The sequence below is a fragment of the Pseudomaricurvus sp. ABR4_320 genome (assembly GCF_056159445.1).
Window position 1 is genome coordinate 288,524 of the sequence record NZ_JBSWVF010000003.1, and the last position, 14,670, is coordinate 303,193.

The 14,670-nt window shown below is 49.4% G+C and carries 14 protein-coding genes; 8 read left to right on the top strand and 6 right to left on the bottom strand.

The window, feature by feature from the left end; translation table 11 throughout:
* Positions 1–2: 2 nt before the first annotated feature.
* Positions 3–1,058, bottom strand: coding sequence for a 2,5-dihydroxypyridine 5,6-dioxygenase (locus ACXAFR_RS07490; protein WP_475174751.1), 1,056 nt, complete (start codon positions 1,056–1,058; stop codon positions 3–5).
* A gap of 249 nt (positions 1,059–1,307) precedes the next feature.
* Here ACXAFR_RS07490 and ACXAFR_RS07495 point away from each other — a divergent pair, with 249 nt between their 5' ends.
* The 4 genes from ACXAFR_RS07495 (at position 1,308) to ACXAFR_RS07510 (ending at position 4,716) form a co-directional block, all read left to right on the top strand.
* Complete coding sequence (locus tag ACXAFR_RS07495; protein WP_475174753.1) at positions 1,308–2,459, top strand: FAD-dependent monooxygenase; 1,152 nt, start codon at positions 1,308–1,310, stop codon at positions 2,457–2,459.
* Positions 2,456–3,262 carry an alpha/beta fold hydrolase gene (locus ACXAFR_RS07500; protein WP_475174757.1) on the top strand — a complete coding sequence of 269 codons (807 nt, stop codon included), beginning with the start codon at positions 2,456–2,458 and terminating at the stop codon, positions 3,260–3,262. The genes ACXAFR_RS07495 and ACXAFR_RS07500 overlap by 4 nt, the downstream gene beginning before the upstream one ends.
* A 67-nt stretch (positions 3,263–3,329) precedes the next feature.
* Positions 3,330–4,052 (top strand): maleate cis-trans isomerase family protein, encoded by a 723-nt coding sequence (locus tag ACXAFR_RS07505; RefSeq protein WP_475174763.1) that lies wholly within the window; start codon positions 3,330–3,332, stop codon positions 4,050–4,052.
* Positions 4,053–4,062: 10 nt separating this feature from the next.
* A complete protein-coding gene (locus tag ACXAFR_RS07510; RefSeq protein WP_475174769.1) occupies positions 4,063–4,716 on the top strand; it encodes an isochorismatase family protein in 654 nt (217 codons plus the stop codon).
* A 34-nt stretch (positions 4,717–4,750) separates the two neighbouring features.
* Here the strand turns inward: ACXAFR_RS07510 and ACXAFR_RS07515 are convergent, their stop codons facing one another.
* Positions 4,751–5,221, bottom strand: a complete 471-nt coding sequence (locus ACXAFR_RS07515) for a MarR family winged helix-turn-helix transcriptional regulator (protein ID WP_475174774.1) — start codon at positions 5,219–5,221, stop codon at positions 4,751–4,753.
* Positions 5,222–5,350: 129 nt separating this feature from the next.
* On the opposite strand from ACXAFR_RS07515, the gene ACXAFR_RS07520 reads away from it, so the two are divergent.
* Complete coding sequence (locus ACXAFR_RS07520) at positions 5,351–7,615, top strand: xanthine dehydrogenase family protein molybdopterin-binding subunit (protein WP_475174779.1); 2,265 nt, start codon at positions 5,351–5,353, stop codon at positions 7,613–7,615.
* A 100-nt stretch (positions 7,616–7,715) separates the two neighbouring features.
* On the opposite strand, the gene ACXAFR_RS07525 is transcribed toward ACXAFR_RS07520, so the two are convergent.
* Both ACXAFR_RS07525 and ACXAFR_RS07530 read right to left on the bottom strand, forming a co-directional pair.
* Complete coding sequence (locus ACXAFR_RS07525; RefSeq protein ID WP_475174785.1) at positions 7,716–9,020, bottom strand: MFS transporter; 1,305 nt, start codon at positions 9,018–9,020, stop codon at positions 7,716–7,718.
* Between the two features lie 103 nt (positions 9,021–9,123).
* A complete protein-coding gene (locus ACXAFR_RS07530; RefSeq protein WP_475174789.1) occupies positions 9,124–9,357 on the bottom strand; it encodes a hypothetical protein in 234 nt (77 codons plus the stop codon).
* 483 nt (positions 9,358–9,840) lie between these two features.
* Here ACXAFR_RS07530 and ACXAFR_RS07535 point away from each other — a divergent pair, with 483 nt between their 5' ends.
* Positions 9,841–10,407 (top strand): glycine cleavage system transcriptional repressor, encoded by a 567-nt coding sequence (locus tag ACXAFR_RS07535; protein ID WP_475174792.1) that lies wholly within the window; start codon positions 9,841–9,843, stop codon positions 10,405–10,407.
* Between the two features lie 27 nt (positions 10,408–10,434).
* Positions 10,435–11,808, top strand: a complete 1,374-nt coding sequence (locus ACXAFR_RS07540) for a DUF711 family protein (protein WP_475174797.1) — start codon at positions 10,435–10,437, stop codon at positions 11,806–11,808.
* A gap of 68 nt (positions 11,809–11,876) precedes the next feature.
* Here ACXAFR_RS07540 and rhtB read toward each other — a convergent pair whose 3' ends face one another.
* Positions 11,877–12,500, bottom strand: coding sequence for a homoserine/homoserine lactone efflux protein (rhtB, locus tag ACXAFR_RS07545; RefSeq protein ID WP_475174800.1), 624 nt, complete (start codon positions 12,498–12,500; stop codon positions 11,877–11,879).
* Positions 12,501–12,623: 123 nt separating this feature from the next.
* Positions 12,624–13,745 (bottom strand): META domain-containing protein, encoded by a 1,122-nt coding sequence (locus ACXAFR_RS07550; RefSeq protein ID WP_475174803.1) that lies wholly within the window; start codon positions 13,743–13,745, stop codon positions 12,624–12,626.
* Positions 13,746–14,099: 354 nt separating this feature from the next.
* On the opposite strand from ACXAFR_RS07550, the gene ACXAFR_RS07555 reads away from it, so the two are divergent.
* Entirely contained in the window at positions 14,100–14,663 is a 564-nt protein-coding gene (locus tag ACXAFR_RS07555; RefSeq protein WP_475174807.1) for a DJ-1/PfpI family protein, read from the top strand.
* Positions 14,664–14,670 lie beyond the last annotated feature (7 nt).

Here is a 14,670-nt window from a genome sequence, read left to right on the forward strand (position 1 = left end):
ACCTATCGGGTCACAATTGAAGATTCAGGGGCAACAACGTCACCGTCAATAACGACAGCATTGTCATCTAAAAAGACGCTGCATCGCCGCAGAGGTATGTCCATATGACATGGCGTCTTTCGACTACCGCCAACTTCTGTATTGGGTCCGGTCGAAAACAAAAAATTACCATAAAATGCGCGAGCATCCATACACATACCGTCGTTTTTATCGTAAAGCCCCATCGCAGTCCACTGCGCTCTAGGCTGCAGACCCCAGCCAATATGTGAGATACCATAAACCTCGTGGTCGTGGAAGTAAGCCATATACTCTCGTAGGTATTCCGCTTCAAAACCGCCGATAATGCCAGTAATAAATCCCGCTTCAATTTCCAAAGTGATTCTATCCCTCGCATACCGCTTGAAAGGAAGAAGAATATCGCCCTGGTCGATAACCAGCGTTCCTTCTGCCGTTCCTTCATTGGGCCAGCTAAAAAGAAAGCCGCTTGGCCAATGATCCCAACGGCCAGGCTTGTCGGCGAAACCATACTCCATCACACAAGGATATTCCCCAAGAGCAGCCGTGAAGTCGGATCCCGCCTTGGACGTCACGCGCATCAATTTGGCAGACTCGAGCAATTTACTTGCCGCCTCCACCCGCAGCCTGTCCTCCTCGGTAGGAAGCATTCTTGCAAGAACTTCGGGAGGCTCAACGGCAAGCAAAATACGAGTACCGGATGCAAGTATCTGCTCTTGCTCTGGAGAATGAAGCAACATCATGGTATCCACAATCAGGTCGGCGCATTCAAGTGCTCGTTGCGCAGCTAGATTACCGGTTAATGCCGTATCTCCACAGTAGGCCGTCAAATCATTACCCATCGCAAGTGGATGATTAAATGATGGAAGCTCAACAGCAAACACCTTAGCGCCCAATCTTAGCGCAGCGTCCATAGCAGAATGCACCGTTCTTGGATCAGAATAGTGGCTTTTAAGAATCGCGACGCTCTGTGATGAATCAACATTAGAGAGCGCTAAGACCCGCTCAAACATTTGGGTTAATTCTGAATTTCTAACCGGCATAAATTCCTCTCGACTCACCTTTCTGTAGATTAAATTCGACACCTATTACCGCGCTAATGTGAGAGCAAGCGACTTCGCCCATAATAAGCGTATACACTTTTAATGCAATGCTAATTTTTTATGGAAGTATATTTCTTACTTATTTATACGACGAAACATTCTGCTTTACTTACAAATCATATAGCGTATACACTATTTAAATATGGGAATTGACATACCAGACGCAACCGAATTATCGTGGGGGAAACTATGAGCAACCTTGGCAAGCGCATCGCAGTCGTGGGTGCGGGTCTCGGTGGTGCAGCAGCGGCGGCACTGCTTCAACGGGCTGGATACGACGTAAACGTCTACGAACAAGCGCATGAATTTACACGCCTAGGCGCAGGGATTCATGTTGGCCCTAATGTGATGAAGATTTTTGAACACATAGGTATTGCCGATCAACTCAGCGCTATGGGTTGCCACCCTGATTTCTGGCTCAGCCGGGATGGCGAAACTGGAGATTACCTCTCCCGAATTCCCCTTGGAAAATATGCACTCAAAGAATATGGAGCGCCTTACATTACGATCCACCGTGGCGATATGCATGCCGTTCAAATCAAATCACTTCAATCAGGAAGCGTTCATTACGGTAAGCGGCTCACCGATGTATCTGACTCCGGCAGCGAAGTTCATTTGACCTTTGCGGACGGCTCCACAGCGGAAGCCGATATTGTCGTTGGTGCCGATGGGATTAATTCAAGAATACGCGAAGCACTTCTAGGTGAAGAAGCACCGAGTTATTCCGGATGGGTTGCCCATCGAGCGATCATCGACGGTAAAGCCCTTGAGAAATATAAATTGGATTTTGAGGATTGCGTGAAATGGTGGAGTGATGACCGACACATGATGGTTTACTACACCACAGGCAAAAAAGACGAGTATTATTTTGTCACGGGAGTCCCGCAAGAAACGCTAGAATTTGAAGGATCTTTTATCGATTGCAGTAAAGAAGAAATGTTCCATACGTTTGAGGGATATCATTCGACTGTCCAAGCGCTGATTGAGAGCACATTAGAAATCACCAAGTGGCCTCTCAATAATCGCAACCCTCTCCCCCTCTGGAGCCGGGGTAGACTTGTGTTATTGGGAGACGCTTGCCACCCCATGAAGCCTCATATGGCGCAAGGTGCTGGTATGGCCATTGAGGATGCCGCCATGCTTGCCAGGTGCCTTCAAGAGACCGGCCTGAGCAATTACGACACAGCGTTTAAGCTCTATGAAAACAATCGCAAAGGACGAGCAACAAAAGTTCAGGCAGTTTCAAATGCGAACACGTTTCTAAGAACACAAGAAGACCCCGCCTGGGTCTACGGTCATGACGTCTTTCGGCAGGAGCTGAAGAGCGAGACGGCCGCATGAACTCTACCTACCTTTACGGCGCAAATATCAAAGCCAACGGTATCCGACAGCACTTTCTAAGGTACGGCGGAACCGGTCAACCTCTCATCCTCGTTCCCGGTATCACCAGCCCGGCAATCACCTGGGGCTTTGTTGCCGAAAGACTGGGTAAGGTATTCGACACCTATGTTCTCGATGTACGCGGAAGAGGACTCAGCTCCTCAGGACCGGATTTGAGTTATGACATAGATACCTGTGCCGACGACATCATTGCGTTCTCTGAACAGCTAAACCTGCAAGACTTTATTTTGCTTGGGCATTCCATGGGGGCCAGGTTCGGTATCAGAGCTGCCGCCCGTGGTATTGACGGATTAGAGCGCCTTGTGCTCGTTGACCCGCCAGTCTCTGGACCAGGCCGAAGAGAATACCCGAGCAAGCTGCCATGGTATGTAGACTCGATCAAGGATGCCCTGCAAGGTTGCGATGTGAGTCGTATGAGAGAGTACTGCCCGACCTGGACCGACGAGCAGCTTCAGCTTCGCGCTGAATGGTTACACACGTGTTATACCCCCGCCATTGTCACTGCCTTTAACGGCTTTCATGAAGATGATATTCACAAGGACCTACCCGGCCTGACGATACCAACGCTCCTCGTCGTCGCAGGAAAAGGTGGCGTAATTCTCGAAAAGGATGAGAGAGAGTTTGGAGAAAAGATCAAAGATCTCGACATCAAGCGAGTCGAAGCGGCTGGACACATGATTCCTTGGGACGACCTAGATGGCTTCTTCGCTAGCCTAACGAGCTTTCTAAACGCACGCCTATAACGAACGCGCTAAAAATTTGCGAACACGGGAAGAACCGATGAATACTCTTTATAGAATTGGACAAATTGTGCCTAGTTCCAATCTGACCATGGAAACGGAAATACCCGCCATGTTCACCGCTCGCCAGGCAATTCGCCCTGAAAAATTTACCTTTCACTCCAGCCGCATGCGAATGAAGACGGTCAGTAAAGAGCAGCTCGAAGCGATGGATAAAGAATCAGATCGCTGTGCAGTGGAGTTGAGTGACGCACAGGTTGACGTCATGGGCTATGCCTGCCTAGTCGCCATTATGTCGATGGGTGTCGGCTATCATCGGGAGTCTGAAGCTCGACTGACACAAAGAGCGAAAGATCAAGGTCTCAATACACCGGTCGTCACCAGCGCTGGCGCCTTGGTTCAAGCATTGCAAATCATGAACGCTAAAAAAATAGCGTTAGTGGCTCCCTACATGAAGCCCCTCACAGATATGGTCGTGGATTACATCGCTAGTGAGGGTTTCGAGGTTGTCGACTACAGAGCGCTCGAGATACCTGACAATCTTGACGTTGCCCGTCATGATACTGATAAGCTCCCGGGCATTGTTTCATCGATGAATTATGAAGATGCGGATGTCATCGTCCTTTCTGCTTGCGTTCAAATGCCCTCTTTAAGTGCAATTTCCTACGTCGAAGCATTGACAAAAAAGCCCGTGGTCACGGCAGCCGCGGCAACAACCTACCAGATGCTTAAGGCTCTAGACCTGGAAGCAGTTTCTCCCGGCGCGGGTGCACTGCTGTCTGGAATATATTGAGGAAAAGAAAATGGCGAATACGAATAGCGGGCTAAAAGAAAATTATCAGGGCGTGTGGGATACATCCATAGGGTTTGGACAAAAGGCAGCCCTGCTTTCTATCGATTTCCTCAAAGGCTATGTGACAGAAGGCTCGCCTCTATTTGCACCCGGCGTCGTTGCAGCAATCCCGAAGGCAGCCCAAGCACTTAAACTTGCCCGAAAAGCGGACCAACTGATTATCCATACCAATATCCTTTATCAATCAGACGCTTTCATCGATGGTGGAATGTGGCTCAAAAAGGCGCCGGTTATGAAGGCAATGACATCGGACAACCCCCTAGCAGAATTCTGCGTAGAAGTTGCTCCCGAAAAGCAAGAAATCACCGTTAGCAAACAATATGCTAGCGCATTCTTTGGAACAAGTCTTTCGAGTACGCTCGTCAGCCAGGGCGTCGATACCATTGTTTTAACCGGATGTTCAACCAGTGGGTGTATTCGAGCCACTGCTGTAGATGGTGTACAGCATGGTTATCGTGTCATTGTAATTCGAGACTGTGTTGGTGATCGGCACCAGGCGCCTCACGACGCTAACCTATTTGATATTAATGGCAAGTATGGCGATGTAGTATCACTAAAAGACTACGAAAATTACCTGAGGAACAGTGGCGAGACAGATCTATGAGTATTGAGAGGTGCCTTTTTTCGCCCCAACGGCGTTAGACCATTTTGTTTAACAAAACCTTCAAAGCAATGCGCTCTGGTTCGTTGAGCTTTTCCAAGGTTTTTTCTGTAATGACTTTTGCGCAAGGAATCATGTCCGATATCAGCTGACGGCCTTGCTCGGTCACGTTAACGATAACTTTTCTCTGGTCCTTTGAATCAGAATCCAGAAATATAAGCTCTCGTTTTTTTAACCTGCTGACAACACCACGAATAGTTGCCTGATCGATCGCAGTAAGATTGACCAGATCAGTTAGAGAGCTAGGGCCATAATCCTGCAAGATACAAAGCGTGGCAAACTGCTGAGGGGTAAGATGTTTGTCGCAACTATAGTGTTGGAAAAGCGCAGTGTGGCGTTGATGCACTTTTCGAATCAGGTGACCGACCTGATCAGTGACAACATAGTCCTTCGCCTTAGTCGGTCGAGAAGATTTCGATACACCCGACATCGCTTTCTGTTTATCCATCTTTGAGGTCCGAAAATCCAATTTTACAGCACAGGAAAAGTGCAGACACTACGAATCTGCAATATTATAAGGCGATTATGAGCATATTAATAGCGTACCCACTACCAATTTTATAGATTGAGGATCGTCATGACATTATATGGTAAGTCGGTGCCGACGCGAGCAGAACTGGCCAATATGTCTGGTATTCTGACTGTTAAACGAACGCCGCAAGCGACACCTCCACCCGCTCCAGGACAGCCTGGTAACGAAACGACTTTCGTGCCAGAGCTTCCGGAGTTATTTATTGCCATTTTGCAAGACAATCAAATATTGGCCTTTAATGGACATGTTGATTTGGGCACAGGTATTCGGACCTCCCTTCGGCAGATCGTCGCTGAGGAACTTAATGTAGCCCCCGACCAGCTCACGATGATTTTGGGTGATCCCAATGACGTGCCTAACCAGGGCCCAACCATCGCCAGCGCAACGATACAAATTTCCGCCAAACCACTACGACAAGCTGCTGCTCAAGCAATGCAGAAGCTGACTGAACTTGCTCAACGCCACTTTTGCTGCGAACCAGGGAAGCTGACTATTGAAGAAGGTAGGTTTCGTGTGCCCGGAGAGCCCATGATCACCTATGGACAACTCTTGGGCGGCCGTCGCATTGATCTCGATCTTGACGAAAATTCGAAATGCAAAAATCCCGCTGCCTATACCGTCGTCGGAAAATCAACGTCGAGAGTTGATCTAGTTGCAAAGGCTCGCGGACTGCCCGTTTATGTGCATGATGTACGCATTCCTAAAATGCTCCATGGGAGAGTTATTCGACCTCCCTATACCGGTAAAGACAGCGGATCTTTTGTTGGGAATTCCTTGATGCGGGTTCACCCTGAGTCAATCCGCCATCTCAATGGCTTCGTTGATATCCTTGTAGAACATGACTTTGTGGGCGTTGTAGCCGAGCGGGAAGAAGACGCCGTCAAAGCCGCAAAACAATTAAAAATAGAGTGGAAAACCGAGTCCGATAATACCAATCTGAAAGATCTCAAACCGTGCTTGGAGGAAATACCGGCCACAAAAAGAGAGCTTAAGGTAGCAGGCGATCTCGAAAAAGCGCTAAAGGATGCTAAACACACCATCAAAAGATCCTACCTTTGGCCATACCAACTTCATGGTTCAATCGGACCATCCTGTAGCGTTGTCGATTACAACCCGAACGGTAGGGTAACGGTGTGGAGCGGAACCCAAAACCCACATAAGCTTCGCACCGATCTCTCGAACTTACTGGAGATTTCAGAAGAAAATATCGAGATCATTCGAATGGAAGCCTCAGGCTGCTATGGTAGAAATTGCGCCGACGATGTTTGCGGGGATGCGGCACTCCTTTCAAAGTCTGTTGGCGCCCCCGTCAGAGTTCAACTAAGCCGGCAGCAAGAGAGTGGCTGGGAGCCAAAAGGCACTGGACAAATTATGACGGTAACTGCAGCGCTGGGTAAAAACAATGGACTACTGGGCTACCAATTTACAACAAGATACCCTTCAAATGACGCACCCTTACTCGCCTCAATTCTGACAGGGAAATTAGACGCGTCTAACCGTGTCTTTGAGATGGGAGACCGAACAGCGATACCGCCGTATGAGTATCAAAATATGGACATCGCCTGTGATGACTGCGCCCCCATTGTTCGATCGTCTTGGCTTAGAGGCGTTTCCGCACTACCGAATACTTTTGCCCATGAGTCCATGATCGACGAGCTTGCCTTCCTAGCAGGCATCGATCCTCTTGAATACAGGTTGCGCCACCTGAAGAACGACCGCATGAAAGCGTTGCTAGCAAGATTAGCAGAAGTGACAAAGTGGGATAGCTCAAAAAGACGAAGGAAAAAAGAGACAGCTGAAGGTATTTTGCGAGGGAGAGGAATCGCAATAGCGGAGTACGTGCACAGTCGATTTCCGGGCTTTGGGGCAGCTATGGCTGCTTGGGTCGTCGATCTCACAGTCGACTCGACAACCGGTTCTCTCAATATAGAACACATCTACGTTGCTCAAGATGCCGGGCTGATGATTAATCCAGACGGTGTCAAACATCAGGTACATGGCAACATAATACAGACGCTGAGTAGAACGCTAAAAGAATCAGTAAATTTCGAAATGAGTCGTTCGTCAAGTCTAGATTGGGGGGGATACCCTATCATAAAATTTCCGGAGATTCCGAATATAACCATTGAATTAATTAATCGACCGACTGAACCGCCGCTGGGGGTTGGAGAGTCTGCGTCACTCCCATGCGCACCGGCTGTCGCCAACGCAATTTTTGATGCGGTAGGTGTGAGACTGACACAAATACCTTTTACATCTGACAGGATTTTACGAGAAATTACTCAACTCAATAAAAACCTGTTAGACTAAAGCGTGGTGGAAAAGCCCCCCAAAAAGGAGGCTAAATAACTCTTAATTTAGGGGGCAGGTGGTTAGCTAACATCAAGATAGCAAACGCCATAAAAACTCGTCACCGATTCACGAGCTCAGCCGGTAGCGACTTTACAATAAGTATTGCCAGTGCGATAAAGAATGCAAATGGCACCATAGCTGTCGCAGCACTACCAGTAACATCCAAAGAAATTCCCATCATGGTGTTCGACAAGAGCCCCGCGATATTTGCTACCGAACAGGCAATGGCGAACCCTGCTGCGGCTGCAGGTCCACTTAAAAAAGTTGCGGGCAAGCTGAAAAAAACCGGTACCGCGCCAATGATAAAAGTTGAAGCAACCGTAGCACAAATAATTAAACCAGTTACATTATTATCGAACAAAGGAATGAGAAGGATAGCCACGATGCCAACCGTAAATGGCCCCATCAAATGCCACCTCCGTTCCCTATAATAATCGGATGAATAACCTAGAGCCACCATACCAATCAGAGCGCCAATACTCGGTATTGCCGTGTAGAAACCAATATTAACGGCGTTCTCTATTCCCGCATTCATTAATAGTGTTGGTAGCCAGAATGCCAAGGCATATGTCGTCAGAAGAATCCCAAAATCAATCAGCCCCAGTAGCCACACTTTCAGGTTCTTAACACCCGCCAGAAAAGACCCATGGCCTCCATTATCATCCTCTGATAACGCCGCAAGGATATAAGACTTCTCTTCAGTTGAAAGCCACTTTGCTCGCTGAGGTGAACTTGGAAGATAGGCGATGAGCACGCCGCCGAGAATCACGGCGGGAATACCCTCTATTAGAAACAACCATCGCCAGCCTGAAAGCCCCATATAATCGTTAAAATAATCGAGAATAAATCCTGAAATTGGGCCTCCAAAAATCCCAGCCAAAGGCAGGCCAAGCAGAAAAAGACTATAGATCCTGCCGCGCCGGTGGCTGGGAAACCAAAGACTCAAATAATACAGCACTCCAGGAAGAAATCCTGCCTCAGCCACACCTATAAGAAAACGTAATACATAGAAATGCCAAGGCTGGTTAACGAACATACATAATGAAGAAAGGATACCCCAACTAATCATGATACGCGCTAACCATGCTCTAGCCCCGATCTTCTCCAATATCAAATTACTGGGAGCCTCAAAAAGAACGTAACCGATAAAAAAAAGGCCTGCCCCAAGGCCGAAGGAGAACTGACTCATACCAACTTCGGAAAGCATGGTCACCTTGGCGAAACCTACATTAACCCTGTCCAAATAAGCGACAAAGTACCCAAGACTAAGAAGTGGTAATAGTCGCCACATAATTCTTGAGTACAAAGCTTTGCTCTCATCAGAGACCTGATTGGAATCATTAGTTACAACATTCTGAAACATAATCTATCCATCAAAAATTGAACGGCAAATAGCTATCCGCACGGCACCCTAAAGAGTACTTAAAGTGCAAATTTACAACGTTGGGGAACTTCTAAAACACAACTTAAAAACATAAGAAACTAGCGGCTTCCTTTTGAGTAGCTGTGACTATTATTTCCTCCAATAAAACTTTGCGGCTAATTGTACTACCCTCGCTGGGGCTTTCTTCTTGCTCTTCAGCATGCACATTTTGAGCTACAACGTGGATTGCAATAAATAGTAATGCAGATCTTGCCGAGATAAGGCCTTTATTGAGTTGAAAATACGCCGTAACTACTCCTTGCGATTGTGATTCCACCAAACTATCGCCGGCGATTCGAAATAATGCATAAAGTGTATACGCTATTTATGAGATTAAAAAGCCATTAAACCCGTTGATAGAACTAACCGTATGCGAGGTACGCAACACCGCAATCTATCAATGCATATAGCGAACAAAATCAGACTAACTCATCTATTTTTATATGAAAATATTTTTTTGTTTTGACGTTAAAAATAATTGACAAAGTGCAAAAAAATAATCTAGCTGCACCTTTGGAGGGCGCACTTAATAGTGTATGCACTATATATGAACATCAAAATTGAGGGAGGCTCCAGACCAAAACGGCTTTGTACTCGTCTTGATCATGCATCTAACACCAAACATCCGGATATTGCTATTTGGAAAAATAGTGACACTCCAACACAACAATACCCACCTCATATCCGATTTCGCCTCAATGCGACAAGACACTAGCAAAGCGCTGACGCTACAATGCCGCTTTGACTGCGGAAATTGACCATGAGTAAAGTTCTAATTTCAGTGCTGGGCAGTGATCAACCCGGTATATTGTCCAGTGTATCCAAAGTTATTTTCGAGCATCAGGGCAATATCGAAAACCTGAGCCAGACCCTGCTGGACCAGGTCTTCGGAGCACTGCTACAGGTCGACATGCCTACCTCCGCCGACTGTACCGCGCTGCAATCAGCACTGCAAGAAACCGGAGCCGCACAAAAACTGTTTATAGGCGTCTATCCTTGGACCGGTGAATCCAGCTCATGGCACCAGCAGCCGCCACCGGTTCAGCCTTATATCGTCACAGTGATCGGACCAGACCGCTTGGGCATGATCGCCGAAGTTTCAGACTGCCTGTTTCGCCACGGCATCAACATCACCAACCTGCACGCATCTTTTACCGGCGGCGACCGGCCACTCGACAGCCTGATGGTGTTCGAAATCGACATCCCCAAAGCCACAGTGATGAACGATTTACGGACGGATCTGCAAACCAGTGCCAACAAGCTGGAACTCGAAATCAATCTGCAACATCGCAAAATCTTTGATTCTGTCAGCAATATTCTGACCTGATCGCCACCTCTTACCGCGGAAATATTCATGACAAATCTAAAAGAAATTGTCTCTACCCTGCAAATGGTGCGGGAAGAAAACCTCGACTTACGTACGGTTACCGTGGGGATTAATCTCACCAGTTGTGTCAGCGATGATATTGAAAAATTCAAACGCAAAGTCTTTCACAAGATCATGCGCACCGCTGGTGATCTCGTCACCACCTGTAAACGCATTGAGCGCCGCTACGGTATCGAAGTCGCCAACAAGCGGATTTCCATCAGCCCGATTGGCGTCGTCGCCGCCCCTTTCAACCGGGATCAGATGGTCGAAATCGCACTGATACTCGACAAAGCCGCCAACGAACTTGGTATCGACTTTATCGGTGGTTTCAGTGCTCTGGTCGAAAAAGGCATCAGCAGTGGCGATCGCGCGCTCATCGATTCGCTGCCCCAAGCGCTTACCGAAAGTCAGCGCGTCTGCGCCTCCGTCAATGTCGCCAGCACCCGAGCTGGCTTGAATATGGACGCGATCAAATTGATGGGCACTAAAATCAAAGAGGCCGCGGAAATGACCGCTGCCGACGATGGTCTGGCCGCAGCCAAATTGGTAGTCTTTGCCAACATTCCTCAGGATGTTCCCTTTATGGCCGGCGCTTATTTAGGTATTGGTGAAGCCGATGCCGTTGTCAGCGTCGGCGTCAGCGGCCCCGGCGTCGTCAAAGCCGCCCTGGAACGCGCCTTCGCCGAAGAGGAAAACGTCGACCTCAGCCGCGCTGCCGATGTCATCAAACAAACCGCCGCGCGCCTCACTCGAGCCGGCGAACTCGTCGGCCGCGAAGTCGCTGAAATTCTTGGATTGCCCTTTGGCATTGTCGATCTGTCTCTGGCCCCCACCCCCAATGCCAACGACAGTGTTGGCGAAATCTTTGAAGCGGTTGGCCTGCCAGCCATCGGCGCACCGGGCAGTACCGCATTCCTCGCCATGCTGAACGATGCCGTGAAAAAAGGCGGCGCCTTTGCCAGCTCTCATGTGGGCGGATTAAGTGGCGCGTTTATTCCCGTTTGTGAAGACCTGACCATTGCCCGCTCGGCAGTAGAAGGCACCCTGGTTCTCGAAAAACTGGAAGCCATGACGGCGGTTTGTTCGGTCGGACTGGATATGGTTGCTCTACCCGGCGATACCTCTGCCGAAATGATATCCGCCATCATTGCCGATGAAATGGCCATCGGCGTCATCAATAAAAAAACCACGGCCGCACGACTGATTCCCGCTCCAGGAAAGCAGGCAGGTGATCATGTGGTCTATGGCGGGTTATTGGGTGAAGGTCCCGTAATGGCGGTTAACCTGGGCAATCAAGACAATCGATTTGTGCGACTCGGCGGCCGCATTCCTGCGCCGATTCAGAGTCTCGTCAATTAACCCTTTTAAGGGCGCTGGCGAGATACACCGAACATTGTCGGCGTCAACGGAGCACCTAAGCCTCGTACTCACGCGTTACGATAACTTGCCATCAAGGTTGCGGCTGCGACAAACATGCCGCCGAAGATGCGGTTTTGCAGACGTTGATGACGCTCACTCTTCATAAAGCGCGACAACTGAGACGCGAGGCTGGCGTACCCAATCATCACAAAAATATCGACGACAATTAAGGTGATTCCCATAACCAGGTACTGGGTCATATGGGTTTCCGCCTGAGTGTTAATAAACTGCGGGAAGAGCGCCAACAAAAACACCGTCGCTTTGGGATTGGTGAGATTGACGAACGCGGCCTGCCAAAACTGTCGGGACCTGGACTGAAGGTTTGATCCACTATCATCAAACGACAGTGGCGGCTGCGTCCACTTCCTGTAGCCCAGCCATACCAGATAACCCACCCCAACCCATTTAACGATTTCGAACGCCAGCGCAGAAGACGCCAATAACGCCCCCAGTCCAACCCCGACCATGATGATTTGAGCACCGTAACCAAGCTGCAACCCCAAAATCGCCGGCAGCGTGTTTTTAACGCCGAAGCGCAAACCGTTGCTCATAGTGTTAACGGCGCCAGCGCCAGGTGAAACGGATATCAGGACAGAGGCGACAAGAAACGCCAGCCAGAGTTCGAAAGTCATGCGTGGAAAGGCCCCCAACAACACCTTGCACAGTCGCAAGGTCGAAAAGGCTGAGTAGGCTTGAAAAAAAACGGCAGGTCAATGCCTGCCGTTAATTCAGTTCATAGGATGCGATTGCTTAACCTAACCGCCCCATACCACCGTGTCGGGTATCTGGTAGCGCTCGTCATCGACCTGAAGCGTATTAAACTCACCCAACCGCAACACCGCAAAAGTTCGCTCGCCATCTTTACCGCTTACCGCAACCGGCTGCCCTAGGCGAAAGTGCACAACACGACGTTGATCATCACCGGTTTGAATCACCACACTGGTATCACCTCCCCCTGCGCGCGCCACCGCAAAACTGCAATGCACCATCGGCTGAGAGAGTCCCTGAGCACAGGGCAATTTCCCCTTGGCATCAATTCGGCCCGCGGCTAAACGTTCCGGAGCATTAGCCGGGCCGGTAATGACTTTGCCATCGCTTGACTGCACCGCCATCAGCGAATAAACCGGCACAAATCCCTCAATGCCGGAATCCAGAGATTTCACTCGACACCAAACTCGCTTTTCTGCCTGCTCACAACCGAGATTATCCAGCACACTGCCGGGATTCACCTCAGCCAGGGTCTCCGCTTCGGCACTGGCCTGCTCACGAATGGCCAGAAACTCCGTACGCCCCATGACCTGCCACACTCTCGGCCCACCATCACTGGCTGACGGAGGTGCAGACACCAGGGATTGAGGAATCGCAGCCGGGCGCTCGGGCTCCTGCTGAGGCTCCAGCGTATTTTCAATTTTAGCGAGCGGAGCCGGCGCGGACAGTGGTCGCCACTGATATTGCCCCCGATCGTTCATCAACGACAGCACCAACTTGCCATCATTGATCGAGAAGCTGTCGATCCTCTCTGCTCGCTTCACAAAATCGGCTTCCATCGGTTCAGCACCACAATCGTCGCTGCCGGAAACCAGAGCATCAAACCGGAAACGACCGTCTTCCGCCTGCCATTCACCTTTGGCTTGGTTACAACCAATTTTTAGTGTCGCCGTGCCGTTGTCATAAAGAGACATGGAAATGGCAGCGTCTGAGGATTCCGCCGTGGCCGCATCCGTCTGAGAACCCGGCGTGAAGGACTCCAGTTGCCAGCGGGTGTTCTCCAACGCTGTAACATCGGCTCCTTCAGCCTGCACGGCAGCGGCTCCCCCAACACATTGAGCGGCCATTAAAAACGGCCAACAGCGCCGCATAAAATCGTTTGTTGTCATGGTTTTCTCCTGTGAGCCGGATCATCAGAGCCGCCGGAAACTCATCGGCATCCTCTGACGTACAAACGATCATACTCCCGAGTTTATTGGGAACTCAAACACACCTGACACGGGTGACAACATTACTTACGGTAAACGTACAAGGTGCCAAACCGGTTTTTACCAATATCTTTTGGGTTGTAAAACAAGCCCTGCAGAGAAAGGCTAAGAGCCGTGATGACACGCATCAATATGGGCAGATTCTTATGATGTATCGAGCTTATACCTCAGGAGTATTTTGAACCGAAATTTACACGCTCGAGAGTGAATATAAGCCACCTCTCGCCAACACACATTCAATTCAGGAGATGACCAATGGCCAAGATACTGATTATTGCTGGAGACTTTGTTGAAGATTACGAATTGATGGTGCCCTTCCAGGCCCTACAAGCCATGGGGCACCAAGTGGATGCCGTGTGCCCGGATAAAACCAGTGGCGACACCGTCAAAACCGCCATTCATGACTTTGAAGGCGATCAAACCTATACCGAAAAACCCGGCCATCTCTTCGCCCTCAATAAAGATTTTTCAGGCGCCAGTGAAAGCGATTATGACGCCCTGTTGATTCCCGGCGGACGCGCTCCGGAATATCTGCGGTTGAACAACCAAGTAATCACATTGGTACAAGCCTTCGCCCAAAGCGGCAAGCCCATTGCAGCAGTCTGTCATGGCGCACAACTCCTGGCAGCGGCGAATGTCATCGAAGGTCGCAAGATCTCCGCCTACCCGGCCTGTGCGCCAGAGGTGAAACTGGCAAACGCGGAGTATGCCGAGATATCGGTAGATGCAGCCATTACCGACGGCCAGTTTGTCACCGCCCCTGCATGGCCCGCCCATCCAGAATGGCTCAAGCAATTCAATGCCTTATTAAATTCGTAACGTCGGC